The organism is Morganella sp. Je.2.23, assembly GCF_051129855.1.
Taxonomy (GTDB): domain Bacteria; phylum Pseudomonadota; class Gammaproteobacteria; order Enterobacterales; family Enterobacteriaceae; genus Morganella; species Morganella sibonii.
This window is the reverse complement of record NZ_JBCPSQ010000001.1, coordinates 891,997-917,373: the sequence shown is the minus strand read 5'-3', so window position 1 is coordinate 917,373 and position 25,377 is coordinate 891,997. Positions and strand designations below refer to the sequence as shown.

Here is a 25,377-nt window from a genome sequence, read left to right as displayed (position 1 = left end):
GCAAAGGCGCTGATAGTAGCATGAGACCCTGTTTTTGTGGTATAAAACCAGCCAAATTTCACGACAACACCCCGCCCGGATGAGCCCGCTCCTCCGCTGCTGTTTCCGGGGTGTCATTTTGTTCTTTAAATTAAGGTAACCCGGTGAATATTCAGGCAATTCTTTCAGATAAGATCCAGCAGGCTCTTATCAGCGCAGGTGCACCACTTGATTGTGATGCTATCGTTAAGCAGTCCGCCAAAGCACAGTTTGGTGACTACCAGGCCAATGGTGTGATGGCTGCTGCGAAAAAAATGGGCATGCCGCCCCGACAGCTCGCTGAGAAAGTAATTGAACTGCTTGATCTCGACGGAATTGCAGACAAAACCGAAATTGCCGGTCCCGGATTTATCAATATTTTTCTGTCTCCGGCCTGGCTGACCGCTCAGCTGGAAACCGCACTGGCTGACGATAAACTGGGTCTTACCCCGGTTAAACCAATGACGATTGCCATTGACTACTCTGCCCCGAACGTAGCCAAACAGATGCACGTCGGCCACCTGCGCTCCACCATCATCGGTGATGCGGCAGCACGTACCCAGGAATATCTGGGTCATAAAGTGATCCGCTGTAACCATGTCGGTGACTGGGGCACACAGTTCGGCATGCTTATCGCATACCTCGAAAAAATGCAGAATGAAGATGCCGGCGATATGGCACTGGCTGACCTGGAAGCATTTTACCGCGAAGCGAAAAAGCATTACGACGAAGACGAAGTGTTTGCTGAGCGTGCACGCGGTTATGTCGTCAAATTGCAGGGCGGTGATGAATACTGCCGTACCATGTGGCGTAAGCTGGTGGATATCACCATGCAGCAGAACCAGGAAACCTATAACCGCCTGAATGTCACCCTGACTGAAGACGACGTCATGGGTGAAAGCCTGTATAACGACATGCTGCCGGGCATCGTCAGTGACCTGATGAACCGCGGTATCGCTGAAGAGAGTGAAGGCGCGATTGTCGTTTATCTCGACGAATTCAAAAATAAAGAAGGTGAACCGATGGGGGTGATTATCCGCAAGAAAGATGGCGGATATCTCTACACCACCACTGATATTGCCTGTGCGAAATACCGCCATGATGTACTGCATGCCGACCGCGTTCTCTATTACATTGACTCCCGCCAGCACCAGCATCTGATGCAGGCGTGGACCATCGTCCGCAAAGCCGGTTATATCCCTGAGAGCATGACACTGGAACACCACATGTTCGGTATGATGCTCGGCAAAGACGGCAAACCGTTTAAAACACGCGCCGGCGGTACTATCCGCCTGTCTGATCTGCTGGATGAAGCTGTTGAGCGCGCAGAAAAACTGATCCGCGGGAAAAACAGTGACATGCCGGAAGATGAGCTGAAACAGCTGGCGGAAGTGGTCGGTATCGGCGCGGTAAAATACGCTGATCTGTCAAAAAGCCGTACCACCGACTATATCTTCGACTGGGACAACATGCTGGCCTTTGAAGGTAACACCGCACCGTATATGCAGTATGCGTATACCCGTGTGGCATCCGTCTTCAAACGCGCGGATATTGATGCAGACAGTCTGACACAGCCAATCATCCTGACTGACGACCGTGAGCGCCAGCTGGCGGCACGTCTGTTACAGTTTGAGGAAACTATTACTGCCGTTGCCCGTGAAGGCCTGCCGCATATGATGTGCAGCTACCTGTATGATCTGGCAGGTCTGTTCTCCGGTTTCTACGAGCACTGCCCGATTCTGGCGGCAGAAAGCGAAGAGCTGCGTCAGAGCCGCCTGAAACTGGCGCTGCTGACACAGAAAACCCTGAAAGCCGGTCTGGATACTCTGGGTATCGGTACTGTCGAAAAAATGTAATTCCGGCATTCCCTGTTATTATTTCTGCAAAAAAGGAACCATCCGGTTCCTTTTTTATTGTCTTCTGAATCTGTTACAACAAGACCCGGCACCCTGCCGCCTGTAATTTTTCTGCCACCGGCGGAACAGCTGAAAAACAATTCCAGCGCAGATCCAGTTTACGCAGCTGTGTAAGTTCTGCCAGGCTGTCCGGTAATGCACTCAGCTGATTAGCCCGCAGATCCAGATATAACAGGGATGATAATTCCCCGGTATTTTCCGGTAGTTTTTTCAGTGCATTAAAACGCAGGTTCAGCGTAGTCAGTTGCTGTAACCGGCTTATTTCCGGTGAAATACATGTCACCCGGTTATTATTCAGATCAAGAATTTCCAGCGCTGTCACAGCAGCGATTTCATCCGGAATTTCGGTTATCTGATTATTCATCAGGTGCATTTCACGGGTGTTTTTCAGTCCGCTGACCGCCGCAGATAATGCCGTGATCTGATTATTATAGAGCCGGATTTCTTCCATTTTCTCCATGTCAGAAAACCATTCCGGTATTGCCGTCAGATGATTATCCGTTGCATTAAAATAACGCAGATTTTTCAGTCCGGAAAATGATGACGGCAATCTGCTGTACCCGTTTTCACTGAGATAGAGATATTGCAGCTGATGCAGTTCACCGATTTCCGGCGGAACATTCGCGATACAATTATGTCCCAGATCCAGCATTTCACAGGCGGACAGTTGTGCAATATCCGCCGGAATGACAGCCAGCTGATTACAGGAGAGGTTCAGTACCTGCAATGAAATACAGTGGCGCAGCGCTGCCGGATATTCCGTAAGCTGATTGTTATACGCACTGATAACCTTCCGGGCATACGGCGGTGTGATAAACATATCAATTGAAGTATAACCGCCGTTATCCAGGTTAAGTTCAGCATCAGAAACAGTGTGTTGGTGCAGCATAATAAAACTCCGGCGTCAGCAGTAACAATCAGTATTTTTGTCATAATAACACTGTTGTCAGTCACTCTGTCTTATATTCTTTCCGGCAGGTACGGTTATGCCATTTTGATATCCCTGCTGTGAAATAGAGAATGCTATGCTCCCCTGATAAATAACAGGAGGGATTATGGCAGATAATAAAATCTGTTTTTCTGATGTGAAAATGGCCGGGAATGCCGGGAATACAGAAATAATTACCGCAGCGGGTAAAACTGTATATGGTTTTACAGGTGATAATGATTCAGATAACTACGGGCTGTTAACCGCACTGTTCCAGCTGCGTTACTTCGCCAGCAGCGTTATTTACCGGCAGCAGACCGATGATATTCACCTGATATTCAGGAATTGCACAGAATACACCCCGGTTGTACGGGAACTGAGGACGGATAACTATATTATTCCCGCCGGTGATATTGCTGAACGTTTCCGGCCGTTTGTTCATGACCATCCGGTCGTGTTTCTCGACCCGCCGGTTGATGATGTTGCTGCTGCCATAGCAGATAAAGGGTTAAATACTGCCGCTCAGGGACTTTTCTCGATGGTGGTATTAATCCGGCGTATTATCAGCAGTTACAGCAAATTCAGTAAAAGTGAAAAACCGGAAGAAATTAACGGTCTCGTATTTATCGCTATGCCGGAACGTCATCTGAATATTCTGTGGCATGAGCACTGCATCCCATTACTGCAGGCGACATTTCCGCAAACTGTATTTTACCTGACAACACAGTCTCCGGTGATATTATCACAACTTAACGACGGTGAAGCATACCGGTTATTCCGTGACAGCGGAGAGATTATCCGCACACAGAAATACAGCTGATTTCCGGACATAAAAAAGCCTGATGATTTATCATCAGGCTCCGTACACTATATTATCAGTTTGTTACTTTGTGATTATACTGTTTTTCTGCAATTTCTTTGCTTTTGCTGATTGCAGTTGCATAGCAATAAACAGCAGTACCACAAGCACCACAGACAATATCAGTAACAACCCGTAGAATCCGTTCCACTGATACCCCTCAATCACTTTGGACAGCGGATAACCGGCAGCAGATGCCCCGATATAGGCAAATAAGCTGACAAATCCGGTTGATGCGCCGGACGCATATTTGTGTGAGTTTTCTGCGGCAGCCATCGCAATCAGGAACTGCGGCCCGAAAATAAAGAAACCGGTCATGAAGAACAACGCGGAGAACACATATTTACTGTCGATCGGAACAGCCCATAAACATACTGCTGAGATGATAATACCCAGGGTATAAATCACGTTCATCTGTGAACGGTTACCCTTAAATAATAAATCCGATCCCCAGCCGGCGACAATCGCACCAAAGAAACCGCCGATTTCAAACATCATTACCGTGGCATTTGCGGTCAGCAAATCATAATGATGCGTTTCAATCAGGTATAAGTTACCCCAGTCATTAATCCCGGTACGGATGACATAAATTACCGCATATGAAAGCGCCAGTACCCAGATGATCTTATTTTTAAAAATATATTCTTTGAGGATAGTCCAGCGTGATAAACCAAGTCCCTGCTCTTCATGGGCAATTTCCACCCGGTCGTTACGCCATTCACCGACAGTCGGCAGTCCCATTGAGCGCGGACGGTCACGCAATAAGAAGCAAAGCAGCAGGCCGACAACAATCGCGATCACCCCCGGAATAATCATTCCGTAACGCCAGCCCAGCCACAGCGCCACACTTCCGGATAAAATCGGAATAATAGCACCACCGATATTATGGGATGTATTCCAGATTGACCACCAGAAACCCCGTTCATTACGGGAATACCAGGTATTCAGTATTTTAGAACATGGCGGCCAGCCCCAGCCCTGAAAGAACGCATTCACCATCCATAAGGCAATAAATACCGGAATAGAGGATGTTAAGCCAAATAAAATATTCACCACACCGGTCATGATAAGACCTAATCCCATAAACCAGCGCGGATTTGAACGGTCACCGATAATACCGGAAAGAAATTTGGATGCCCCGTAAGTTAAATAGAAGGCCGTTCCCACCATCCCGATATCTGCTTTGGTTATTCCCAGATCAGACAGCATTTCCGGCATGACAAAGTTAAAACTCTTTCTGGTGAAATAAAAAACCGCATAACCGATATAACTGACGATCATCAGATGCAAACGCCAGTAACGGTATGTTTTGTCGATTTCATTTTTACTCATGGTAACCGGTTTATCCGGCGATTCAGAAAATATAGCCATTACGTTCTCCGTACTGCAATTATCAGTAGTGATTAGTTTTTATATGTCATTATCATGAGTTGTTATCAGTAAATAACTCACTGTTTCTCAACAGAGCGTACTGTTTTATTACAGGCGGGAAGCGAAAGACGTGACGATATTCAAGTTATACGGTAAACACGGTAATCAGCCTTAATTATGATTCTGTACAGTGAAATATGATTTCCTGTTATTTTGTGTCACTTATGACACATATCAGATAATGATATTATTATTTCATTATTGATATTATTTTTATCTGCCGCTGTTACATCTGATGATGCATTAACTGATATTTTACGGGACACAATCTGATTTTTGAGCTGAATCGATAAAGCCATGAAACTAAATATATTTTTTGCAATGATAATCAGCAAGATACAAAAGCATAATCTAAAATCAGAAGATTAATAACATTAATATGTTAATTATTCAGGCGGGAAATACAAAAACGGGGCTGTTATCAGCCCCGTCGGAATGAGATAAAAACGGCTTATAAGCTGCGCTGTGCAAAGTCCCGCAAGCGGAAACCCAGCGCGTATAGTGCTGCAAAATACGCACCGGCACCAGCTATCACCACGCCCATCAGGCGCAGCATCCGCATCAGCATATTGCCTTGTGACCATTCCGGCATCAGATACATCATACCGACCAGTACCGCAGCCATAAACAGCATCGCAATCACCAGTTTGAGGAAGAATTTTCCCCAGCCCGGTAACGGAGTGAAAATGTTTTGCTTACGCAGCTGCCAGTAAAGCAGCGAGGCGTTGAAACAGGCCGCAATACCAATCGACAGTGCCAGACCGGCGTGTTTAAACGGTCCGATAAACGCCAGGTTCATCAGCTGTGTCAGGATCAGCGTGGCAATCGCGATTTTAACCGGCGTCTTGATGTTCTGGCGGGAGTAGAACCCCGGTGCCAGCACTTTAATCACAATCATCCCCATCAGGCCGACGCAGTAAGCCATCAGCGCCTGCTGTGTCATCAGGGCATCAAATGCGGTGAAATTTTTGTACTGGAACAGACTGACAGTCAGCGCTTCCGCCAGAATGGCCAGCGCCACCGCACACGGCAGAGCGAGCAGAAAGCAGAGACGCAACCCCCAGTCCATCAGTTTGCGGTATTCGGTGGTGTCGCCTTTGGAGAAGCTTTTCGCCAGTGACGGCAGCAGGATCGTACCCAGTGCCACCCCGAGCACACCGGACGGCAGTTCCATCAGACGGTCGGCGTAATACATCCAGGAAACTGAACCGGACACCAGAAATGAGGCAAAAATCGTGTTGATAATCAGTGAAATCTGACTGACCGAGACGCCGAGGATCGCCGGCCCCATCAGTTTCATCACCCGCCAGACCCCGCTGTTACGGAAAGAAACTCTCGGCAGCACCAGCATACCGATTTTTTTCAGGTGCGGAAGCTGGTAGGCAATCTGCAATACCCCGCCGGCCAGTACCGCCCACGCCAGCGCCATAATCGGCGGATTAAAGTACGGCGCGGCAAACAGCGCGAACCCGATCATACTGACGTTCAGCAGCGTCGGGGCAAACGCCGGTACCGAAAAACGGTTCCAGGTATTGAGTACGCCCCCCGCCAGTGAGGCAATGGAGATCAGAAAGATATACGGGAAAGTGACTTTCAGCAGATTGGTGGTCAGCGTGAATTTATCCTGATCACCGGTAAACCCGGGGGCGGTAACATAGATAATCCACGGCGCGGCGAGTATCCCGAGTACCGTGACCACGGCCAGGAACAGTGTCAGCATCCCGGAGACATAGGCAATAAAGGTACGGGTGGCTTCATCACCCTGCTGGGTTTTATATTCGGATAAAATCGGCACGAAAGCCTGGGAGAATGCCCCTTCGGCAAAAATCCGCCGCAGCAGATTCGGCAGTTTAAAGGCGACAAAGAAGGCATCGGCGGCCATCGATGCCCCGAAAATCCGGGCGATAATGGCATCGCGGATAAAGCCGAGTACGCGCGAAAACATCGTCATTGAGCTGACGGCGGCGAGAGATTTCAATAAATTCATGCTGAATGTGCTGGTCAGATAACAAAGGCGGAAATAGTATCACGATAACGCGGGCGGAACAGAAAAACCCGCCGTTATCGTGGCTTAACCCAGTCAGGAGTGGTCAGAGCGGTCAGAACATGGTCGCGCCACCGGCCGTTAATCATCAGATACTCCTTTGCATAGCCCTCTTTTTCAAACCCGAGCCGGGCGAGGAGCTGCCCGCTGCGCTGATTATGGGGCATATAGTTTGCCATAATCCGGTGCATGCCCTGCTGGCGCTGCATATAGCGGAGGGTCGGTTCCAGCGCTTCCTGCATATAATGCTGTCCCTGCCATTTTTCCCCCAGCGAATAGCCGAGAAAACAGGCATGAAATACGCCGCGGATAACATTACTGTAGTTCGCCACGCCCATGACCTCATTTTCCGCTTTATCCAGCAGCAGAAAATGAAATGCAGTACCCTGCCGGTGCATATCTGTCATCAGCTGTAAGCGTGACGACCAGCCGGAAGGATGATAATGGCTGCGGTCGCGCAGAGGCTCCCATGGCTTCAGAAATTCTTCATTATCACAGTAATATTCACTGATGCGGTACGCGTCCCGCTCATGAGCCAGACGAACCACCATTCTGTCCGTGTTAAAACGAAGCTGCGGCGTATTCGCGCGATAGCCGAACAACATAATTCCTCTCTCAGAAGGCCGTAATCAAGGTGTGCTTAACCACGTTCCGTCGATAAAAAAATATCATCCTGAATTCTCTGTCATCACGGGCGGAATAAGCAGAGAATAGAAAGTGTAATCATCTCCCTTTTTTCTATTCCTTTCAATATTTAATGTGGTGCTGAATGTCACTTGTCAGACAAGCCCGGACACTGGGTAAGTACTGGTTGCTGGTGGATAACCTGCTGGTTGTTCTCGGCTTCTTTGTGGTCTTCCCGCTGATCTCCATCCGCTTTGTTGAGCAACTCGGCTGGGCGGGGATTGTGGTCGGGTTTGCACTGGGGCTGCGTCAGTTTGTCCAGCAGGGGCTGGGAATTTTCGGCGGTGCCATTGCTGACCGTTTCGGTGCCAAACCGATGATCGTCATCGGTATGTTTCTCCGTGCCGGCGGCTTCGCGCTGATGGCCATGGCCGATGAGCCGTGGATACTCTGGCTGTCCTGTGTCCTTTCCGCCATCGGCGGTACACTGTTTGACCCGCCGCGCACCGCGCTGGTGATCAAACTGACCCGTCCGTATGAACGCGGACGGTTTTACTCCCTGCTGCTGATGCAGGACAGTGCCGGTGCGGTGATCGGGGCTCTGCTCGGCAGCTGGCTGCTTATCTATGATTTTCATCTGGTCTGCTGGGTGGGCGCGGCAATTTTTATCATTACCGCACTGTGTAACGCCTGGTTACTGCCCGCTTACCGCATCTCCACCACCCGCACGCCGGTCAGAGAGGGTCTGACCCGTGTACTGCGCGATAAACGCTTCTCCCGCTATGTGCTGACACTGACCGGCTACTTTATTCTCTCCGTGCAGGTGATGCTGATGTTCCCGATTATTGTCAACGAACTGGCGGGCACCCCGGCAGCGGTGAAATGGATGTATGCCATTGAGGCCGCCTTATCACTGACGCTCCTCTATCCGCTGGCACGCTGGAGTGAAAAACGTTTCCGGCTGGAAACCCGTCTGATGGCCGGGTTATTCCTGATGAGCCTGAGCATGTTCCCGGTCGCACTGACACATTCACTGCATGTATTGTTTGCGATTATCTGTTTGTTCTATTTAGGATCGGTGATCGCCGAACCGGCACGGGAGACACTCAGTGCTTCACTGGCTGATCCGCGTGCACGCGGCAGTTACATGGGCTTCAGCCGTCTCGGGCTGGCATTCGGCGGTGCCATCGGCTATACCGGCGGCGGCTGGCTGTATGACTTGGGTAAAGAAATGCAATTACCTGAACTTCCCTGGTTTTTACTCGGTACAATCGGTCTGATTACACTGACTGCACTCTACCGCCAGTTTAACCCGAAGAAGATAAGCCCGGCCGTATTAAATTGATCCGGATATTTTGGATTTGCCGCAGCACAGGTTAGTATCGGGTGGTATACAACAGGAGATACTGATGAGATTATTCCTTTTTACCGCGGCACTGGTCGCAGCAACCGTTTTAACGGGCTGCGATAAGTTAACTGAAATCAGTGTCAGTGAAGAGACGATAAACAGTGCAGTGGCTGAAAATATCCGGCTGAACAAACAGATTGGTATGGACGGTGTGGCAGATGCGGATTTTACCCTGGAAAAACTGCTCACCGAGATTGGCCGGGAAGAGCCGGGTAAAGTCAAACTGACCGCAATCGGCTCGCTGAAGCTGGTGTCACTGTTCGGTTCGCGTGATTTTACCATTTCAATGACCCTCAGTGCCGCACCGTATTTTGATGCCGCCGGGGGGGCAATTTATATGCGTGATATTGAAATCACCAATTACACACTGGACCCGGATAAATGGGATACCCTGATTTCCGCGCTGATCCCCTACCTCAATCATACACTGAGCACCTTTTTCAATATTACCCCCGTCTATGTGCTGAACGCAGATAATACTGCCGAAGCGGCGGCGAAAAAGTTTGCCAAAGGCATTGAAATCCGTCCGGGCCGGATAGTTATCCCGTTAACGGAATAACCTTTGATAAAAATTTTTAATTGTGCCCGTAAATTATTAATTCACTAAATTATGATACCGTTCCTTAACTATCCCGCCGGGAACGGTATTATTTTCCTGTTCTGCAAAAGAATGTGACGAAAATTCAAAGCATACGAAAAAATACCGGGTCATCTGATTCTGACACTTCCGCAATACTCTCCCCGAAAATAAGAATGAAATGCTGTTTTATCTGCTGTCGCAGATAAAATTAATTTGTGATTGACCGCTTTTTTCTGAATCTGCCACCTCCTTTTTTGATGATATATTTCACAATTCATAAACATTTTTAACATCATGCTTCTTCATTTCAGTAACATCAGAAAATAATCATTTCCGGATAAGGATCATCTGATGCTGACACTGATTGGACTGCTGATCATCGTAACGATTGTTATTTTGCTGATGACAGGAAAAACCAGCCCTGTTATTGCCATGTCTGTTATTCCCCTGTTTGGTGCCCTGCTGGCGGGCTATTCCCTGACTGACATTACCGCATTTTTTGATTACGGCATCAAAAAAGTCGCGAATGTCGCGGTAATGTTTCTGTTTGCCATTCTGTTTTTCAGCATTATGAAAGATCTGCATATTTTCAATCCGTTTATCCGCCTGATGATCGGGCTGACACGGGGAAGTGTGGTCATTGTGGCTATGGTGACGGCCCTGGTGGCGGCCGTTGTTCATCTTGACGGCTCCGGCGCGGCTACTTTTCTGATTATCATTCCGGCATTTTTGCCCATCTACCGGCGGCTGGGTATGAGCCCGTATCTGATGCTGTTACTGATGTGTATGAGTATGGGGGTCATGAATATGGTGCCGTGGGGCGGACCGCTCGGCCGGGCATCAGCCGTGACCGGTATTTCCGCCTCTGCTCTGTGGCAGCCGCTGATCCCGGTGCAAATCATCGGTATTACCGCATCGGTGCTGGTTGCCGCCCTGTTCGGCCTGCGGGAAAAACACCGTATCGCCCGTGCAGCACAATACGGCACCACGCCGTATGAACAGGATTCTCTTCTTGAACTGTATGATGAGGCTGATAACGAACAGGGTACTGAAAAACCACAACGGTTCCTTATCAATATGTTGCTGATCCTGCTGGCGATCCTCAGTCTGGCACTGGGGTGGCTGGCCGCTCCCTATATTTTTATGCTGGCGCTTTCTGCCGCTCTTATCATCAATTACCCGAAACCAAAGGACCAGGTTGCGGCGATTAACCATCATGCCCCGCAGGCATTATCTATGGCGGCAATTATTCTTTCTGCCGGGGTATTTCTGGGAATTATGGATAAAGGCGGTATGCTGGAATCTGTCGCCAAAGACCTGCTGCTGATTATTCCGGAACATCTGGCTTCTGAATTTCATATCATTATCGGGATGATTGGCGTGCCGCTGGATATATTTACCAGTACCGACGCCTATTATTTTGCGCTGCTGCCGATTGTCCGTGATGTGGTGGCTTCCGCAGGTATCCCGCCGGCGGATGTGGTGTATGCCATGGCCATCGGTAATAACGCCGGTACGTTTGTCAGCCCGTTTTCACCTGCGGTCTGGCTGGCAGTGGGGATCGCCGGTGTGGATATGGGACGCCATCTGCGTTACTCCTTCTTCTGGATCTGGCTGTTCAGCTTTGTCACGCTGGCAGCAGGCTGGTTTCTGGGGTTGTTCTGAGCCTGATACAAAAAGCCCGGTCATCTGACCGGGCCGGGAATAACACGTGACAACGTCACATATCAGTCATTATTTTCTTCGTCTTCTTCGTCTTCAGTCAATTCTTCATACAATGCTGACAATGCTTCGCGGGTCAGGATCGCCAGCGTGCGGTAAAACCCGTGTTGTGCATGAGATTCAACTTTCCCGAGGAATGCATCACTCCACGGCAGCAGATAATCCGCAAACAACGCTGTCTGGGCGCTGACTTCATCTTCCTGTGCCTGATCTTCCAGCCAGGACGCCGCCAGCAGCAGAGAACCGAAACTGTCTGTTACGGCGTCTGTCAGCGGCATACCGCGTTCACTGAGAAACTGACGCACCTCACTCTCCGGTTCACCGGTATACTCTGACCGGTGCTGAGCCACCGCCCCGTCAGTAAATAACTGCTGATAATCCGCCGTCAGTTCAGCAGTATCACAATGCTCAGCCAGTCTGGTCAGCAGTGCATCCTGTTCCAGCGGCCAGTGAGCTTTCAACTGCCCTTGTTTAATCATCGTCAGAACCGGTGCCAGCACAGGATCAGCCGGCACGCGGTTAAACAGGGTTCCGAGCAGGCGGCAGACCAGCGAAAATTCATTCATACTTCAAATCCTTATTAACTGAGTTGCCGCTATTGTCCGGATTGTCCTTATCGCTGTAAAGAATTAATACCCCAGCTCCATATTTACCACACCGTGCGGTGCTTCGCCCCGCTCAATCCGCTCAATATTGGTGACAATGGCTTTCATTGCCTCTGACGGAATAGTGAATGCGGCAATATGCGGTGTGACATCCACTCTCGGATGTGTCCAGAACGGGTGCATTTCCGGCAGCGGCTCGGTGGCGAAGACGTCCAGGCTGGCACCGGCAATCTGCCCGTCATCAATCGCTTCGAGCAGATCGTTATCCACCAGATGGGAACCGCGCGCCAGGTTAATCAGGTAAGAACTCTGCGGCAGCTTACTGAACAGTGACTGATTGAGGATACCGCGCGTCTGCGGTGTATCCGGCAGCAGGTTGATCAGCAGACGGCTGTGACTTAAGAATTCATCCAGCTGATCGTTGCCGTGGAAACCGGTTACGCCCGGGAGCTGTTTCGGTGTCCGGCTCCAGCCATGGACTTTAAATCCGAACTCCGCGAGTTTTTCCGCTACTGAACGGCCGAGAACGCCGGTTCCCAGCACTCCGATTTCAAACTCATCAAACGTAAACGCCGGTTGCGCTTTCCAGATACGCTGCTCCTGCTGACGTTTATAAATATCCATTTTGCGGAAATACCACAGCGCTTTGGCAACTGCGTACTCCTGCATCTGCGCCCCCATCCCGGTATCTTCAAGGCGGATCACCGGCACCCCGGCAGGCAGTGTGCCTGGGTTCGCCTGCTCCTGCTTCAGAATGGCATCCACGCCGGCACCCAGTGCAAAGACACCTTTCATCGTCGTCCGCCCCGCCAGGCACTCACGCGGTGGTAACCACACCAGCGCATAATCCGCCGGTAGGTTATCACCCGGCACCCATTTACGGATATCGGCCTGCGGCAGGTGTTTTTTCATGCCGTTGATCCACAGCTCTGAGTCAAAAAAAGGATGGTAGAAAATAATATTCATGCGGCGCTCCTCTGTTTTTTTACCAGCCTGATAGGATTACGGAAAGAATTCAAGCCCCGGAGAGATTTTCACCTCGTTAAAATGTTGTTATTGTTAACTGACCTGCATAATTTTCCGGCAGATGATTTACTGCTGAAAAAAATTTGCCGGTCGCTTTTTATACGGCCCGTACTGTATTTTTACTGAAACCGCTATGTTAATCACCAATATGCTGTTTTTTTAATTAAACGAACGAAAAAACACATTTTTTTTCACAGAGTGTATTGACGGGTTACACCGCTTCCCCTATAGTAGCGCCCCGTTGCAGCGAGATATCAACGCAACGAACAGTACCCCGGTGAGATGTCCGAGTGGCTGAAGGAGCACGCCTGGAAAGTGTGTATGCGCGAAAGTGCATCGAGGGTTCGAATCCCTCTCTCACCGCCATATTAAGAGAAGAGCCTGCTGAGCAATCAGCAGGCTTTTTTCGTTTCTGCCTTTTCTTTTTTTATACTGCATTCCCTGTCAATGACAGAATATCCTGTTTTATTACACCTTAACTTCTTCATATTTTTGATTTTATTTTAATATCCGCTATTGTATACAACGTCATTTGATGTATCTCAGCTAAATCTCTCTCTGTTTTGCGTACACTAATGCGCTTTGGCGTCTCCCTATTTTTTTCATATGACTCAGAGGTGACAGTTGTCCGGAAATGAAAATTTCAACATTTAAAGGATTATCTCTTTTTTCTGCATTAATTGACTCATGCTGGAAACAGCCTTACTCCGTTTCCCGTCTGATAAAAGATACCATTGCCGGTATCACCGTCGGGATTATTGCTATCCCGCTGGCCATGGCACTGGCTATCGGCAGTGGTGTGGCACCGCAATATGGTCTGTATACCGCCGCTATCGCCGGTATTGTCATTGCGGTAACCGGTGGCTCCCGTTTCAGTGTTTCAGGACCAACCGCAGCATTTGTGGTGATCCTCTACCCCGTTTCCCAGCAGTTCGGACTGGGCGGCTTACTGATAGCCACGCTGATGTCCGGGATTATCCTGCTGGCGATGGGCCTCGCGCGTTTCGGTAAACTCATTGAATATATTCCGATTTCCGTGGTGCTCGGTTTCACCTCGGGGATTGCGATCACTATCGCCACCATGCAGGTGAAAGATTTTTTCGGCCTGACCATGGCGTATGTGCCGGAAAACTATGTGGATAAGGTGATCGCCCTCGTTAAAGCGATGCCGACCATTAATCTGTCCGATACCCTGATCGGTGTGACCACCCTGCTGGTGCTGATCTACTGGCCGAAACTGAAACTGCGCCTGCCCGGCCACCTGCCCGCCGTGATTGCCGGGATGCTGGTCATGCTGCTGCTGTCAATGTTCGGTATGGACGCCGCCACCATCGGTTCCCGCTTCAGTTATACCCTGGCGGACGGCACGCAGAGCGCGGGTATCCCGCCGATTCTGCCGCAATTTATCCTGCCGTGGAATTTACCGACCCCGGACGGCAAAGAATTTGTATTCAGCTGGGCCACGATTACAGCACTGATGCCTGCGGCGTTTTCGATGGCAATGCTCGGCGCGATTGAATCGCTGCTTTGTGCCGTCGTGCTCGACGGGATGACCGGTAAGAAGCATAACTCTAACGGGGAATTGCTGGGTCAGGGGCTGGGTAATATCGCCGCTCCGTTCTTCGGCGGTATCACCGCCACTGCCGCGATTGCCCGCTCTGCCGCTAACGTGCGCGCCGGAGCCACATCGCCTGTCTCTGCCATTATCCACTCCCTGCTGGTTCTGCTGACCCTGCTGGTTCTGGCACCACTGCTCTCTTATCTGCCGCTGGCGGCGATGTCAGCCCTGCTGCTGATGGTGGCCTGGAATATGAGTGAAGCAGCAAAAGTGATTGAGCTTATCCGCCGCGCACCGAAAGACGATATTATCGTGCTGCTGCTGTGCCTGAGCCTCACCGTGCTGTTTGATATGGTGATCGCCATCAGTGTCGGGATTGTGCTGGCTTCACTGCTGTTTATGCGCCGTATCGCTAATATGACGCGCCTGAGTGAATCCTCTTATACTGATCACGATAAAGGTCTGCTGGTTGTCCGTATTAACGGCCCGCTGTTCTTTGCTGCTGCGGAACGGATTTTTGATGATCTGAAAGTCAAAAGTACCGGCTATCACACGATTGTGATGCAATGGGATGCGGTGCCGGTACTGGATGCGGGCGGATTAAAAGCGTTTCGCCGTTTTATTGATGAAGCCGGTGTGGACACACATATTGTCGTTACTGATATTCCGTTTCAGCCGCTGAAAACCCTGGCGCGGGCACGTATCGTACCGGTTGAGAATAAAATCAGTTTTTATCCGTCAGTCAGTAAGGCTCTGATTGAACTGGGGCTGATGAGCGGTGTGACATCTGAGGCATGATAATGTCAGCAGTCAGGTTATACTGAATACAGCGGCGGGCGAAAAGTCCGCCGTTTCTTTATCCGGCACCGGAGAAAAATCATGACTGTATTTCGTCTTCCGTTTCTTAACTGGCTGATTATCAATGGCATTGCTGCCGCCTGGCTGTATGCCAAAGATGCACTGGTTATTCAGTTCAGCGGATGGAGCGGTATTTCAGCCATACTGATCGGGCTGGAAAGCCTCGGCTGGATTGGTGCATCACTGGTGTACTTCCGCCGCCATAACACCACACCGAACCCGCTCGGCGAAGCCACGCATCTGATCACCGGCGGGCCGTTCCGGCTGTCCCGCAATCCGGTCTATCTCGCACTGACCACGGCCTGTGCCGGGTTTGCGCTGCTGACCCATTCATATTATTTTCTTATCAGCGGACTGATTTTCTGGCTGATCACCGATCTGTTCAGCATTCCTCAGGAAGAGAAATTCCTTGCCGGAAAATTTAAACAGGAATGGACGGCATATTGTCAGCAGACACGACGCTGGCTGTGATTGCGAATATTGCAAATCAGATATTGTAAATCAGATATTGTAAATCAGAGAGCGCTGCCCTGACCGCCGTTTGCCAGCAGATACTGCCACAGGCCGTTCATACCGAGCCAGCGGTTGCTGCACCAGTCCGGTGCCAGTAAGGTCGGACGCCGTGCACTGGCGCAGATACGGTGATAAATCACATCAGGTGGCGTGTGGCGGATCATCTCTCCGGCAGTGGCAACATATTCTTCCAGCGAAATCACGGGTAAGCGCCCCGCCCGCCAGGCTTTTGCCATCGTGCTGCCGTCCACAATATGCAGCGGATGCAGTTTGATGCCCTCAACCCCGGTATCCAGCACACGCTCAAGTGTAATGAGATTATCAGCGGCGGTTTCTCCCGGCAGACCGCTGATCAGGTGACAGCACACTTTCAGTCCGCGTTCGCGGGCCGCCCGGGTCGTTGCCTGATAACAGGCAAAATCATGACCGCGGTTGATGCGTTTCAGGGTTTTATCATGTGCGGTCTGCAATCCCAGCTCCAGCCACACTTCATAGCCCTGCTGCTGATAATGCTGAAGCAGATCCAGCACCGCCTCCGGCACACAATCAGGCCGGGTGCCGACACATAATCCGACCACATCCGCCTGTGTCAGTGCGGACTCATACATTTTTCGCAGCAGTTCCACTTCCGCATACGTACTGGTATACGCCTGAAAATACGCGAGATAACGTTTGGCGCGGGTGATTTTGACGGACTGCTGACTCAGCTGATCCTCAATAGAATCATACTGTGCATTTTCATCCGCAAAAGAGGCCACATTACAAAAGGTACAACCGCCGCGCCCGAGAGTGCCGTCACGGTTGGGGCAGCTGAAGCCGCCATGGAGGGTGATTTTATGAATTTTTTCGCCATAACGGCGCTGAAGATCAGCGCCGAACATGTTAACGACTGTGTGAAGCTGCATCGGAAATTATTCGGTATCCAGCTCAGGGAAGCTTTTCACCAGATCGTCAATCGCTTTAACCTGCTGCAGGAACGGTTCCAGTTTTGCCAGCGGCAGTGCGGAAGGACCATCACAACGGGCATTATCCGGGTCCGGATGCGCTTCCAGGAACAGACCGGCCAGGCCAACCGCCATCCCGGCACGGGCCAGTTCAGCCACCTGACCACGGCGACCGCCGGATGCGGCACCAAACGGGTCACGGCATTGCAGGGAGTGCGTGACATCGAAAATCACCGGGCAACCGCCGGAAGCTTTTTCCATCACTTTAAAGCCCAGCATATCCACAACCAGGTTGTCATAACCAAAGTTTGCGCCGCGATCACATAAAATGATCTGATCATTACCGCCTTCACGGAATTTATCCGCGATATTACCAACCTGCCCCGGGCTGATAAACTGCGGTTTTTTGATGTTAATGACTGCGCCGGTTTTTGCCATCGCTTCCACCAGATCAGTCTGACGCGCCAGGAAAGCCGGTAACTGAATCACATCCACCACATCCGCCACCGGCTGTGCCTGCCAGGATTCGTGAACATCAGTAATAATTTTAACGCCGAAGGTTTTTTTCAGCTCTTCAAAAATCTTCATCCCTTCCTCAAGACCCGGACCACGGTAAGAGTTGATGGAAGAGCGGTTTGCTTTGTCAAAAGAGGCTTTGAAGACATACGGAATATTCAGCTTCTGCGTGACAGTCACGTAATGTTCGCAGATTTTCATCGCCAGATCGCGGGATTCAAGTACATTCATGCCGCCGAACAGAACAAACGGCAGCGCATTGCCGACACGAATATCCCCGATAGATACGACTTTCTGTTGCATGGTATAACCTTTTGGCAGAGGCAATTAAATTGCGTTTATGGAAATCACTAAACCGGTATCAGTTTATTAATGCAGAACGATATGCTGCTGTTCGTATGTGTGGATCTGCATTTTTATCATTTCCGATACCGGGTCCTGCGGACATTGCTCAATAAAATAGTTCAGATCGGAAATCGCGATATGACTGCAATCCAGCTGAGCATAGATCAGCCCGCGGTCACGGATTTCATACGGATCATCCGGGTCAAATAATAAAATGGTTTCGCTGACTTTCAGTGCCTGCTCCATTTTTTTCTCTTCCATCAGCGCGACTTTAATACTGTCGAGGTATTTGCGCACCACATGGCTGTTTTCGGCCTCTTCAAGGTCATCCCCGGTGAGATGATGCGCCGGGCTGACCGTGCCTTTAATCCAGACATCCAGCGTGTGCTGATCCAGAATATCGCCGTTAATCGGATTGATAAACAGCGTATCGTCATCAAGATCCGCCCGCAGAATAAGCTGGGTCGGGAAAACCACCGGCACAACCGGCAGACCGATGGCCTGTGCAATATGCAGGAACAGGATGCCGAGTGAAACCGGTGAACCGCGCTGTGTGCGCAGCACATTGTCCAGCCACAGCGTGTCAGACAGTGAATAAACACCGCTGGCACCACCGAACTGCCATTTATGATAAAAGAGGGTAATCAGTGTCTGTAAACAGGTCTGTTCGTCGGACTGCGGCGGGAGGCGCTTACGGGTCTGGCGGATAAGTTCATTGATGTGTGTTTCTGCCTTTTCCCGGTCAAAATCAGGGCGGACAGTTTTCAGCACTAACATAATGCCGTTCAGTAACGGCGCACCATTGAATTCAAAATCGGCAATGCTTTTCATTTCTCTTCCCGTTGACCTAAAGTAACCCGATCATTTCCGCCATAATCGCGGCGGGTTTCCACCCGGCAAAATCCGTTTTCCCGGAACAGTTCACGGACAGCCTCTCCCTGCCGCCAGCCATGTTCCACAATCAGCCACCCGCCGGGTGTCAGATAATGTACGGACTGCACAGCAATTTCCGCCAGATCGGCCAGACCGTTCTGCGGGGCGACCAGCGCACTGCGCGGCTCGAAACGGACATCCCCCTGCACCAGATGCTCATCATTTTCATCAATGTATGGGGGATTACTCACTATCATAGCAAATTGATGAATCGGCAGTGAAGCAAACCAGCGACTTTCTTTAAACGCCGTATTTGTCAGTCCCAGGCGGGCGGCATTACGCTGCGCCAGTGCCACCGCATCCGGCTGAATATCCGCCCCGGTCACATGACAATCCGGCCGTTCAGAGGCCAGTGCCAGTGCGATGGCACCGGTGCCGGTACCGAGATCCAGAATATCGCAGGATGACGGCGGTAACAATTCCAGCGCGGCCTCCACCAGACATTCGGTATCCGGCCGCGGGATCAGCGTGGCGGGAGAAACTTCCAGCGGCAGTGACCAGAACTCACGCACACCGGTGATATACGCCACCGGTTCGCCCTGCTCCCGGCGGACGAGCAGCGCCTCAAGGCGCTGCTGTTCATCCCCGCTGAGCGCGGTTTCATCAAACGCAATAATGTAACTGCGGGTACGGCCGGTGACAAACGTCAGCAGAATCTCCGCATCCCGTTTCGGGCTGTCGCTGTGACTTAAACGGCTGACAGCCTCCGCCAGCCATGTCCGGAACGTCATCACTCCTGCTCAGACAGCGCCGCGAGCTGATCTGCCTGATATTCATTCACCAGCGGCTGGATCAGTGCATCCAGCTTGCCTTCCATCACTTCATCCAGACGGTACAGCGTCAGGTTGATGCGGTGATCGGTCACACGCCCCTGCGGGAAGTTATACGTGCGGATACGATCCGAACGGTCGCCGGAACCCAGCAGATTACGACGCTCAGAGGCTTCAGCCTCATGACGGCGGGATTCTTCTGCTGCCTTGATACGTGCAGCCAGCACTGAGAGAGCTTTGGCTTTGTTTTTGTGCTGTGAACGTTCGTCCTGGCACTCCACCACAATCCCGGTCGGAATATGGGTGATACGGATAGCGGAGTCCGTGGTGTTAACGTGCTGACCACCGGCACCGGATGAACGGAAGGTATCAATACGCAGATCCGCCGGGCTGATATCCGGCAGTTCCGCTTCCGGTACTTCCGCCAGTACCGCAACAGTACAGGCAGAGGTGTGGATACGTCCCTGGGATTCGGTTTCCGGCACACGCTGCACGCGGTGACCGCCGGATTCAAACTTCAGATTACCGTATGCGTTTTCACCGGTGACTCTGAAGATGATTTCTTTATAACCACCGTGCTCGCCGTCATTGCTGTTCATAATCTCAATCCGCCAGCGGCGTGATTCCGCATAACGGCTGTACATCCGGAACAGATCACCGGCAAACAGCGCGGCTTCATCACCGCCGGTGCCCGCACGGACTTCCAGGAAGCAGTTGCGTTCATCATCCGGATCTTTCGGCAGTAATAAGACCTGTAATTCCTGCTCTAAGGTTTCATTCCGCAGTTTTGCGTCTTTCAGCTCTTCCTGTGCCATCTCCTTCATTTCAGGATCATCAAGAAGCATTTGCGCGGTTTCGATATCATCCTGAATGGTCTGCCAGGCTTCAAAACATTTCGCAACGTCAGTCAGCTGCGCATATTCTTTCGACAGAGCACGGAATTTATTCTGATCAGCGATAACATCGGCGTCCGCAAGGTGCGCCTGAATTTCTTCATAACGTTCTTTCAATGCTTCCAGTTTTGCGACAATAGAAGGCTTCATTCGTAGTCTGCTACCTTAAAAAATAATATAGAGGAAGTTAATGATGCTCCAGCCCGAGGCTGTCGCGTAACAGAGTCAGGCGGCCGGTATCACCATCGCCGGCGGCCTGCTGAAGTGATTTGGTCGGTGCGTGGATCAGGCGGTTGGTCAGCTGCTGCGACATCTGGTTGATGACCTCTTCCGGGTCATGCCCCTGCTGAATCAGTGCCACCGCTCTGGCGGCCATCGCGGCGCGGATCTCTTCGGCCTGTTCGCGGTATTCACGGATCGTGTTTACCGCGCTCTGGGCGCGCAGCCATTCCATAAAATGTCCGCTTTCCTGCACCACAATGGATTCTGCCTGTTGTGCCGCCACCTGGCGTTGTGCCAGATTGTGCTCAATAATCGCCTCAAGATCATCCACAGTGTAGAGATAGACGTTACTGAGTTTTTCGACATCGGCTTCAATATCACGGGGAACCGCAATATCCACCAGCAGCATAGGCTGATTACGCCGGGCTTTAAGTGCGCGTTCCACCATACCTTTACCGATAATCGGCAACGGGCTGGCCGTGGAGCTGATAACAATATCCGCTTCCGCCAGCCGGCTGTCGATTTCCGGCAGTGTGATCACCTCTGCATTGACTTCCTGCGCCAGCACGCGGGCCCGTTCACGGGTACGGTTGGCGATCATCATATGTTTTACGCCGTGCTCATTCAGATGACGGGCAACCAGTTCGATGGTTTCCCCCGCCCCGACCAGCAGGATATTCAGTTTGGATAAGGATTCGAAAATCTGACGCGCCAGTGTACAGGCCGCAAACGCCACCGATACCGCATTGGCACCGATATCAGTTTCAGTACGCACCCGTTTGGCAACAGAAAAGGATTTCTGGAACAGGCGCTCCAGTTCACGGGAGAGTGAACGGCATGTCTGCGATTGTGCAAAGGCTTTTTTGACCTGCCCCAGGATCTGAGGCTCGCCGAGCACCAGAGAGTCCAGCCCGCTGGCCACGCGCATCAGATGACTGACGGCGTCATTATCCTGATGCCAGTAAAGACTGGACATCAGTTCCTGCGGGTTGATGTTGTGATAGCGGCACAGCCAGTCAATCAGCTGATCGCGCTGATCGTTCTGTTCATCCACACTGAGATAGATTTCTGTCCGGTTGCAGGTAGACAGCACAACGCCGCCGCTCACGGACGGTTGTTCGAGCAGATTGGTTAATGCCGCTTCCATGCTGTCCGGTGAGAAAGTCACTTTCTCACGCAGGGCCACAGGGGCGGTTTTATGATTAATACCGAGTGCTAATAAAGTCATATCCTGCAATACAGACCGGGGTAAGTGTGTAAAATACCGGTTAAGTATACCGGAAATCAACACCCTTACTAAGGATAACTGCATGCATTTTAGCAGCCGGTTCCGTGCAATTAAAGCGTTAAACAGGAAACAGTGATAATAAGCACATAATATGATGCGCAACAGGAGGCATTCACGGCACGGATAATTGCGTAAATCAGCGTAAGAGAGGTAGGAAACAGCCACTGAAACAGGCACAATACTGTTATTGCTTTTATAAGTTGTTAAAGGAAATTACAACGTGGCCTCTATTCAATTCCCGCGCTTTATCCGGTTACTGCCTCTGTGCAGCCTGATACTTGCCGCCTGTACCCTGCCCGACAATACAGAGAAAGGCGATGTTTCCGCCACTTCTGCCGGCTGGAAAGCACAGACACAACACATTAATCAGTTACAGCGTTACCAGACACGCGGGTCGTTTGCCTACATCGGCGCAACGCAAAAAACCTATGCCCGTTTTTTCTGGCAGCAGTACTCTCCTGACAGCTACAAACTGCTGCTCACCAACCCGGTCGGCAGTACCGAACTCGAACTGATTGTCAAAGACGGACAGACACAGCTTACTGATAACAAAGGTCAGAAATATTACAGTGATGACCCGGACAGTATGATTTACCAGCTGACCGGCATGGCCATCCCGATGGAAAACCTGCGTCAGTGGATTGTCGGCCTGCCGGGCGATGCGCAGTCTTATGCCATCAGTAATCAGTATCACCTGAAAGCACTGAACTGGTCGCAGGGCATGGAAAAGTGGAAAGTCACTTATCAGTCTTATGATGAAAAAGTGTCCCCGCAACTGCCGAACCGCCTGGATATCGAACAGGGTGATAACCGTATTAAGCTGAAAATGGATTCATGGACACTCAACTGACATCTCTGACCTGGCCATCCCCCGCCAAACTGAACCTGTTTCTGTATATCACAGGCCGCCGTGCGGACGGTTATCACACTCTGCAAACCCTTTTTCAGTTTCTGGATCATGGTGACAGTGTCACAATCACACCGCGCACTGATGGTGTGATCCGTCTGCTGACTCCGCTTGCCGGCGTACCGGATGAGCAGAACCTGGTGATCCGCGCAGCCCGTCTGTTACAACACTATGCCAGGGAGCATCAGCTGACCGCCGGTTTGCCCGGTGCGGATATTGCCGTTGAAAAAGTGCTGCCGATGGGCGGCGGTATCGGCGGCGGTTCCTCCAATGCGGCCACAGTGCTTATCGCACTCAACTATCACTGGCAGTTACAGTTACCTGACGACACGCTTGCAGAACTCGGAGTCACACTCGGTGCCGATGTCCCGGTCTTTGTCCGGGGTCATGCGGCCATTGCTGAAGGAATAGGCGAAATTCTGCACCCGGCATCTCCGCCGGAGCGCTGGTATCTGGTCGCACACCCCGGAATTTCGGTTCCGACACCGCTTATCTTCACAGATCCGCAATTAATTCGCGATACGCCAATCCGCTCTCTGCCCGCATTATTACAGGCTCCGTACGCAAATGACTGTGAACCGATTGCAAGAAAACGTTTTCGTGAGGTTGATGATCTTCTTTCCTGGCTGCTACAATATACCCCGTCACGCCTGACCGGTACGGGTGCATGTGTGTTCGGAGAGTTCGAAAACCAGGCAGCCGCCCGACAGGTGTTAATTAACGCGCCGGCGTGGGTGAAGGGCTTTGTGGCACGTGGTGTCAACATTTCGCCGCTTCATCAGTTCCGCGCTGGTCTACTGTAATTGCCCCTGATTCCGTCCCCGGACGCTTTCAGGTTCACAATTCAATCTCTCTGGACGCATGCCTGAGGTTTTTCTCGTGCCTGATATGAAGCTTTTTGCTGGTAACGCCATCCCGGAACTAGCACAACGTGTTGCCAACCGCCTGTACACTAACCTCGGAGACGCTGCAATCGGTCGTTTCAGCGACGGTGAAGTCAGTGTTCAAATCAATGAAAACGTGCGTGGTGGTGATGTATTCATCATCCAGTCTACCTGTGCACCAACCAACGATAACCTGATGGAACTGGTTGTTATGGTTGACGCGCTGCGCCGTGCTTCTGCGGGTCGTATCACTGCTGTTATCCCGTATTTCGGCTATGCCCGTCAGGATCGCCGCGTCCGCTCCACGCGTGTGCCAATCACCGCGAAAGTGGTCGCTGACTTCCTCTCAAGTGTGGGTGTTGACCGTGTGCTGACAGTAGATCTTCACGCTGAGCAGATTCAGGGCTTCTTCGATGTCCCGGTTGATAACGTATTCGGCAGCCCTATCCTGCTGGAAGATATGTTACAGAAAAATCTGGATAACCCGATTGTGGTTTCTCCGGATATCGGTGGTGTGGTCCGCGCCCGTGCGATCGCCAAACTGCTGAACGACACTGATATGGCTATCATTGATAAACGCCGCCCGCGTGCGAACGTTTCTCAGGTGATGCATATCATCGGTGATGTTGCCGGTCGTGACTGTGTACTGGTTGACGATATGATCGATACCGGGGGCACGCTGTGCAAAGCTGCGGAAGCACTGAAAGAACGTGGTGCGAAACGTGTGTTTGCATACGCAACTCACCCTATCTTCTCCGGCAACGCGGTCAACAATATCCGAGATTCTGTGATTGATGAAGTGATTGTCTGTGACACCATTCCGTTATCAGCGGAAATTAAAGCACTGAATAAAGTCCGTTCACTGACTTTATCCGGAATGCTGGCAGAAGCCATCCGCCGTATCAGCAATGAAGAGTCTATCTCCGCGATGTTCGAGCACTGATTTAACCATCAGCGTACACATTGCGTGTCTGAACCCGTTGTGAACACAACGGGTTTTTTGTTGGCAGGTATTTAACCGCAGAGGGTAATAACCGTTCCCGGTTATTTTATGACACCCGTGTTACGGCATCCGGCGGCGATAGCGGCTGTGGAAATGACGCAGCCAGTAATATTTATCCGCGATGGATTCACGACGCCCGCTCAGACCGGCTCCGCCCAGCCATACCAGAGCACCGATAAAGATCCCCATCAGAGAGGCTTCGGAATAAATATCCGGTAACGGGAGTGCGAAAATAAGGACACTGACAGTAAAGGCCATGCTGCCGACCATCAGTAACATACCGACAACCATCAGCAGGTTACCGAGTAATAAGGATAATTTACGTTTCATAGGGACCTCCGCCACTCTTTTGTCTTTTAACAACTCAAAGTACGAAAGCAGGAATTCCTTCTTGACACTAAGTATAGCCTGAATTTGCCGTAATATGTTGCGGTTCAGATCACACAGACCAAAAATAAAACATTTTATTTGGCTTATTGTGCCAAAAAGCGAAATTTAATAATTCATCACTAAATTATTGCACAAATAGTCACACCCGTCCCGGAAGGACGTTTCTTTTGTACTCCGCGCGGGTGACGGGTA

23 protein-coding genes and 1 tRNA gene are annotated in these 25,377 nt (G+C 50.9%); 11 read left to right on the top strand and 13 right to left on the bottom strand.

Features of this window, described 5'->3' with window-relative positions:
- Window positions 1–143: 143 nt before the first annotated feature.
- On the top strand, window positions 144–1,874 hold the full coding sequence (gene argS / locus AAZR23_RS04405; protein ID WP_317418881.1) for an arginine--tRNA ligase: 1,731 nt from the start codon (window positions 144–146) through the stop codon (window positions 1,872–1,874).
- Window positions 1,875–1,947: 73 nt separating this feature from the next.
- On the opposite strand, the gene AAZR23_RS04400 is transcribed toward argS, so the two are convergent.
- Complete coding sequence (locus AAZR23_RS04400) at window positions 1,948–2,823, bottom strand: leucine-rich repeat domain-containing protein (protein WP_434690755.1); 876 nt, start codon at window positions 2,821–2,823, stop codon at window positions 1,948–1,950.
- A gap of 166 nt (window positions 2,824–2,989) precedes the next feature.
- Between AAZR23_RS04400 and AAZR23_RS04395 the strand changes: the two genes are divergently transcribed.
- Window positions 2,990–3,682: a hypothetical protein gene (locus AAZR23_RS04395; protein WP_434690752.1), complete on the top strand. Its 693-nt coding sequence runs from the start codon at window positions 2,990–2,992 to the stop codon at window positions 3,680–3,682.
- A gap of 63 nt (window positions 3,683–3,745) precedes the next feature.
- Here the strand turns inward: AAZR23_RS04395 and uhpC are convergent, their stop codons facing one another.
- From uhpC to rimJ, 3 genes are all read right to left on the bottom strand, one after another.
- Complete coding sequence (gene uhpC, locus AAZR23_RS04390) at window positions 3,746–5,092, bottom strand: MFS transporter family glucose-6-phosphate receptor UhpC (protein ID WP_166707700.1); 1,347 nt, start codon at window positions 5,090–5,092, stop codon at window positions 3,746–3,748.
- A 511-nt stretch (window positions 5,093–5,603) separates the two neighbouring features.
- A complete protein-coding gene (murJ, locus tag AAZR23_RS04385; RefSeq protein WP_218428204.1) occupies window positions 5,604–7,139 on the bottom strand; it encodes a murein biosynthesis integral membrane protein MurJ in 1,536 nt (511 codons plus the stop codon).
- A gap of 74 nt (window positions 7,140–7,213) precedes the next feature.
- The gene (gene rimJ, locus AAZR23_RS04380) at window positions 7,214–7,798 is read right to left on the bottom strand and encodes a ribosomal protein S5-alanine N-acetyltransferase (RefSeq protein ID WP_046892661.1); all 585 of its coding nucleotides are present in this window, start codon (window positions 7,796–7,798) and stop codon (window positions 7,214–7,216) included.
- A 167-nt stretch (window positions 7,799–7,965) separates the two neighbouring features.
- Here rimJ and mdtH point away from each other — a divergent pair, with 167 nt between their 5' ends.
- From mdtH to AAZR23_RS04365, 3 genes are all read left to right on the top strand, one after another.
- Window positions 7,966–9,165 carry a multidrug efflux MFS transporter MdtH gene (gene mdtH / locus AAZR23_RS04375; protein ID WP_052927473.1) on the top strand — a complete coding sequence of 400 codons (1,200 nt, stop codon included), beginning with the start codon at window positions 7,966–7,968 and terminating at the stop codon, window positions 9,163–9,165.
- Between the two features lie 64 nt (window positions 9,166–9,229).
- Entirely contained in the window at window positions 9,230–9,787 is a 558-nt protein-coding gene (locus tag AAZR23_RS04370) for a lipoprotein (protein ID WP_046892226.1), read from the top strand.
- Window positions 9,788–10,159: 372 nt separating this feature from the next.
- Window positions 10,160–11,473 carry a CitMHS family transporter gene (locus AAZR23_RS04365; RefSeq protein WP_166707697.1) on the top strand — a complete coding sequence of 438 codons (1,314 nt, stop codon included), beginning with the start codon at window positions 10,160–10,162 and terminating at the stop codon, window positions 11,471–11,473.
- Window positions 11,474–11,535: 62 nt separating this feature from the next.
- On the opposite strand, the gene AAZR23_RS04360 is transcribed toward AAZR23_RS04365, so the two are convergent.
- Window positions 11,536–12,096: a TorD/DmsD family molecular chaperone gene (locus tag AAZR23_RS04360; RefSeq protein ID WP_166707696.1), complete on the bottom strand. Its 561-nt coding sequence runs from the start codon at window positions 12,094–12,096 to the stop codon at window positions 11,536–11,538.
- 63 nt (window positions 12,097–12,159) lie between these two features.
- Window positions 12,160–13,101 (bottom strand): glyoxylate/hydroxypyruvate reductase GhrA, encoded by a 942-nt coding sequence (gene ghrA, locus AAZR23_RS04355; RefSeq protein ID WP_434690745.1) that lies wholly within the window; start codon window positions 13,099–13,101, stop codon window positions 12,160–12,162.
- Window positions 13,102–13,437: 336 nt separating this feature from the next.
- On the opposite strand from ghrA, the gene AAZR23_RS04350 reads away from it, so the two are divergent.
- The 3 genes from AAZR23_RS04350 (at window position 13,438) to AAZR23_RS04340 (ending at window position 16,048) form a co-directional block, all read left to right on the top strand.
- Window positions 13,438–13,527: transfer RNA gene (locus tag AAZR23_RS04350), tRNA-Ser, on the top strand.
- 268 nt (window positions 13,528–13,795) lie between these two features.
- Complete coding sequence (gene dauA, locus AAZR23_RS04345) at window positions 13,796–15,517, top strand: C4-dicarboxylic acid transporter DauA (RefSeq protein ID WP_434690743.1); 1,722 nt, start codon at window positions 13,796–13,798, stop codon at window positions 15,515–15,517.
- Window positions 15,518–15,598: 81 nt separating this feature from the next.
- Window positions 15,599–16,048: a methyltransferase family protein gene (locus AAZR23_RS04340; RefSeq protein WP_434690740.1), complete on the top strand. Its 450-nt coding sequence runs from the start codon at window positions 15,599–15,601 to the stop codon at window positions 16,046–16,048.
- Window positions 16,049–16,092: 44 nt separating this feature from the next.
- On the opposite strand, the gene AAZR23_RS04335 is transcribed toward AAZR23_RS04340, so the two are convergent.
- From AAZR23_RS04335 to hemA, 6 genes are all read right to left on the bottom strand, one after another.
- Window positions 16,093–16,995 (bottom strand): TIGR01212 family radical SAM protein, encoded by a 903-nt coding sequence (locus tag AAZR23_RS04335; protein WP_052927469.1) that lies wholly within the window; start codon window positions 16,993–16,995, stop codon window positions 16,093–16,095.
- Window positions 16,996–17,001: 6 nt separating this feature from the next.
- Complete coding sequence (kdsA, locus tag AAZR23_RS04330; RefSeq protein WP_127376746.1) at window positions 17,002–17,853, bottom strand: 3-deoxy-8-phosphooctulonate synthase; 852 nt, start codon at window positions 17,851–17,853, stop codon at window positions 17,002–17,004.
- 66 nt (window positions 17,854–17,919) lie between these two features.
- Complete coding sequence (sirB1, locus tag AAZR23_RS04325) at window positions 17,920–18,726, bottom strand: invasion regulator SirB1 (protein WP_046892234.1); 807 nt, start codon at window positions 18,724–18,726, stop codon at window positions 17,920–17,922.
- Window positions 18,723–19,559 carry a peptide chain release factor N(5)-glutamine methyltransferase gene (prmC, locus tag AAZR23_RS04320; RefSeq protein ID WP_112549715.1) on the bottom strand — a complete coding sequence of 279 codons (837 nt, stop codon included), beginning with the start codon at window positions 19,557–19,559 and terminating at the stop codon, window positions 18,723–18,725. The genes sirB1 and prmC overlap by 4 nt, the downstream gene beginning before the upstream one ends.
- Window positions 19,559–20,641, bottom strand: coding sequence for a peptide chain release factor 1 (prfA, locus tag AAZR23_RS04315; protein WP_046892236.1), 1,083 nt, complete (start codon window positions 20,639–20,641; stop codon window positions 19,559–19,561). Before prfA ends, prmC begins: the two co-directional genes overlap by 1 nt.
- Before the next feature lie 37 nt (window positions 20,642–20,678).
- The gene (hemA, locus tag AAZR23_RS04310; protein WP_046892237.1) at window positions 20,679–21,941 is read right to left on the bottom strand and encodes a glutamyl-tRNA reductase; all 1,263 of its coding nucleotides are present in this window, start codon (window positions 21,939–21,941) and stop codon (window positions 20,679–20,681) included.
- Between the two features lie 280 nt (window positions 21,942–22,221).
- Between hemA and lolB the strand changes: the two genes are divergently transcribed.
- From lolB to prs, 3 genes are all read left to right on the top strand, one after another.
- Window positions 22,222–22,851, top strand: coding sequence for a lipoprotein insertase outer membrane protein LolB (gene lolB / locus AAZR23_RS04305; RefSeq protein WP_107679841.1), 630 nt, complete (start codon window positions 22,222–22,224; stop codon window positions 22,849–22,851).
- Window positions 22,836–23,711, top strand: coding sequence for a 4-(cytidine 5'-diphospho)-2-C-methyl-D-erythritol kinase (gene ispE, locus AAZR23_RS04300; protein ID WP_107679840.1), 876 nt, complete (start codon window positions 22,836–22,838; stop codon window positions 23,709–23,711). Before lolB ends, ispE begins: the two co-directional genes overlap by 16 nt.
- A 76-nt stretch (window positions 23,712–23,787) precedes the next feature.
- A complete protein-coding gene (prs, locus tag AAZR23_RS04295) occupies window positions 23,788–24,735 on the top strand; it encodes a ribose-phosphate diphosphokinase (RefSeq protein WP_107679870.1) in 948 nt (315 codons plus the stop codon).
- 120 nt (window positions 24,736–24,855) lie between these two features.
- Here the strand turns inward: prs and AAZR23_RS04290 are convergent, their stop codons facing one another.
- The gene (locus tag AAZR23_RS04290) at window positions 24,856–25,125 is read right to left on the bottom strand and encodes a stress-induced protein YchH (RefSeq protein WP_046892240.1); all 270 of its coding nucleotides are present in this window, start codon (window positions 25,123–25,125) and stop codon (window positions 24,856–24,858) included.
- Window positions 25,126–25,377: the final 252 nt, after the last annotated feature.

Coding starts and splice junctions, on each gene's coding strand:
- ispE (WP_107679840.1), top strand. CDS start 22,836: ATGGACACTCAACTGACATCTCTGACCTGGCCATCCCCCGCCAAACTG.
- mdtH (WP_052927473.1), top strand. CDS start 7,966: ATGTCACTTGTCAGACAAGCCCGGACACTGGGTAAGTACTGGTTGCTG.
- AAZR23_RS04340 (WP_434690740.1), top strand. CDS start 15,599: ATGACTGTATTTCGTCTTCCGTTTCTTAACTGGCTGATTATCAATGGC.
- hemA (WP_046892237.1), bottom strand. CDS start 21,941: ATGACTTTATTAGCACTCGGTATTAATCATAAAACCGCCCCTGTGGCC.
- prmC (WP_112549715.1), bottom strand. CDS start 19,559: ATGACGTTCCGGACATGGCTGGCGGAGGCTGTCAGCCGTTTAAGTCAC.
- murJ (WP_218428204.1), bottom strand. CDS start 7,139: ATGAATTTATTGAAATCTCTCGCCGCCGTCAGCTCAATGACGATGTTT.
- AAZR23_RS04370 (WP_046892226.1), top strand. CDS start 9,230: ATGAGATTATTCCTTTTTACCGCGGCACTGGTCGCAGCAACCGTTTTA.
- prfA (WP_046892236.1), bottom strand. CDS start 20,641: ATGAAGCCTTCTATTGTCGCAAAACTGGAAGCATTGAAAGAACGTTAT.
- sirB1 (WP_046892234.1), bottom strand. CDS start 18,726: ATGAAAAGCATTGCCGATTTTGAATTCAATGGTGCGCCGTTACTGAAC.
- uhpC (WP_166707700.1), bottom strand. CDS start 5,092: ATGGCTATATTTTCTGAATCGCCGGATAAACCGGTTACCATGAGTAAA.
- AAZR23_RS04400 (WP_434690755.1), bottom strand. CDS start 2,823: ATGCTGCACCAACACACTGTTTCTGATGCTGAACTTAACCTGGATAAC.
- AAZR23_RS04365 (WP_166707697.1), top strand. CDS start 10,160: ATGCTGACACTGATTGGACTGCTGATCATCGTAACGATTGTTATTTTG.
- ghrA (WP_434690745.1), bottom strand. CDS start 13,101: ATGAATATTATTTTCTACCATCCTTTTTTTGACTCAGAGCTGTGGATC.
- AAZR23_RS04395 (WP_434690752.1), top strand. CDS start 2,990: ATGGCAGATAATAAAATCTGTTTTTCTGATGTGAAAATGGCCGGGAAT.
- dauA (WP_434690743.1), top strand. CDS start 13,796: ATGAAAATTTCAACATTTAAAGGATTATCTCTTTTTTCTGCATTAATT.
- kdsA (WP_127376746.1), bottom strand. CDS start 17,853: ATGCAACAGAAAGTCGTATCTATCGGGGATATTCGTGTCGGCAATGCG.
- AAZR23_RS04360 (WP_166707696.1), bottom strand. CDS start 12,096: ATGAATGAATTTTCGCTGGTCTGCCGCCTGCTCGGAACCCTGTTTAAC.
- AAZR23_RS04290 (WP_046892240.1), bottom strand. CDS start 25,125: ATGAAACGTAAATTATCCTTATTACTCGGTAACCTGCTGATGGTTGTC.
- AAZR23_RS04335 (WP_052927469.1), bottom strand. CDS start 16,995: ATGCAGCTTCACACAGTCGTTAACATGTTCGGCGCTGATCTTCAGCGC.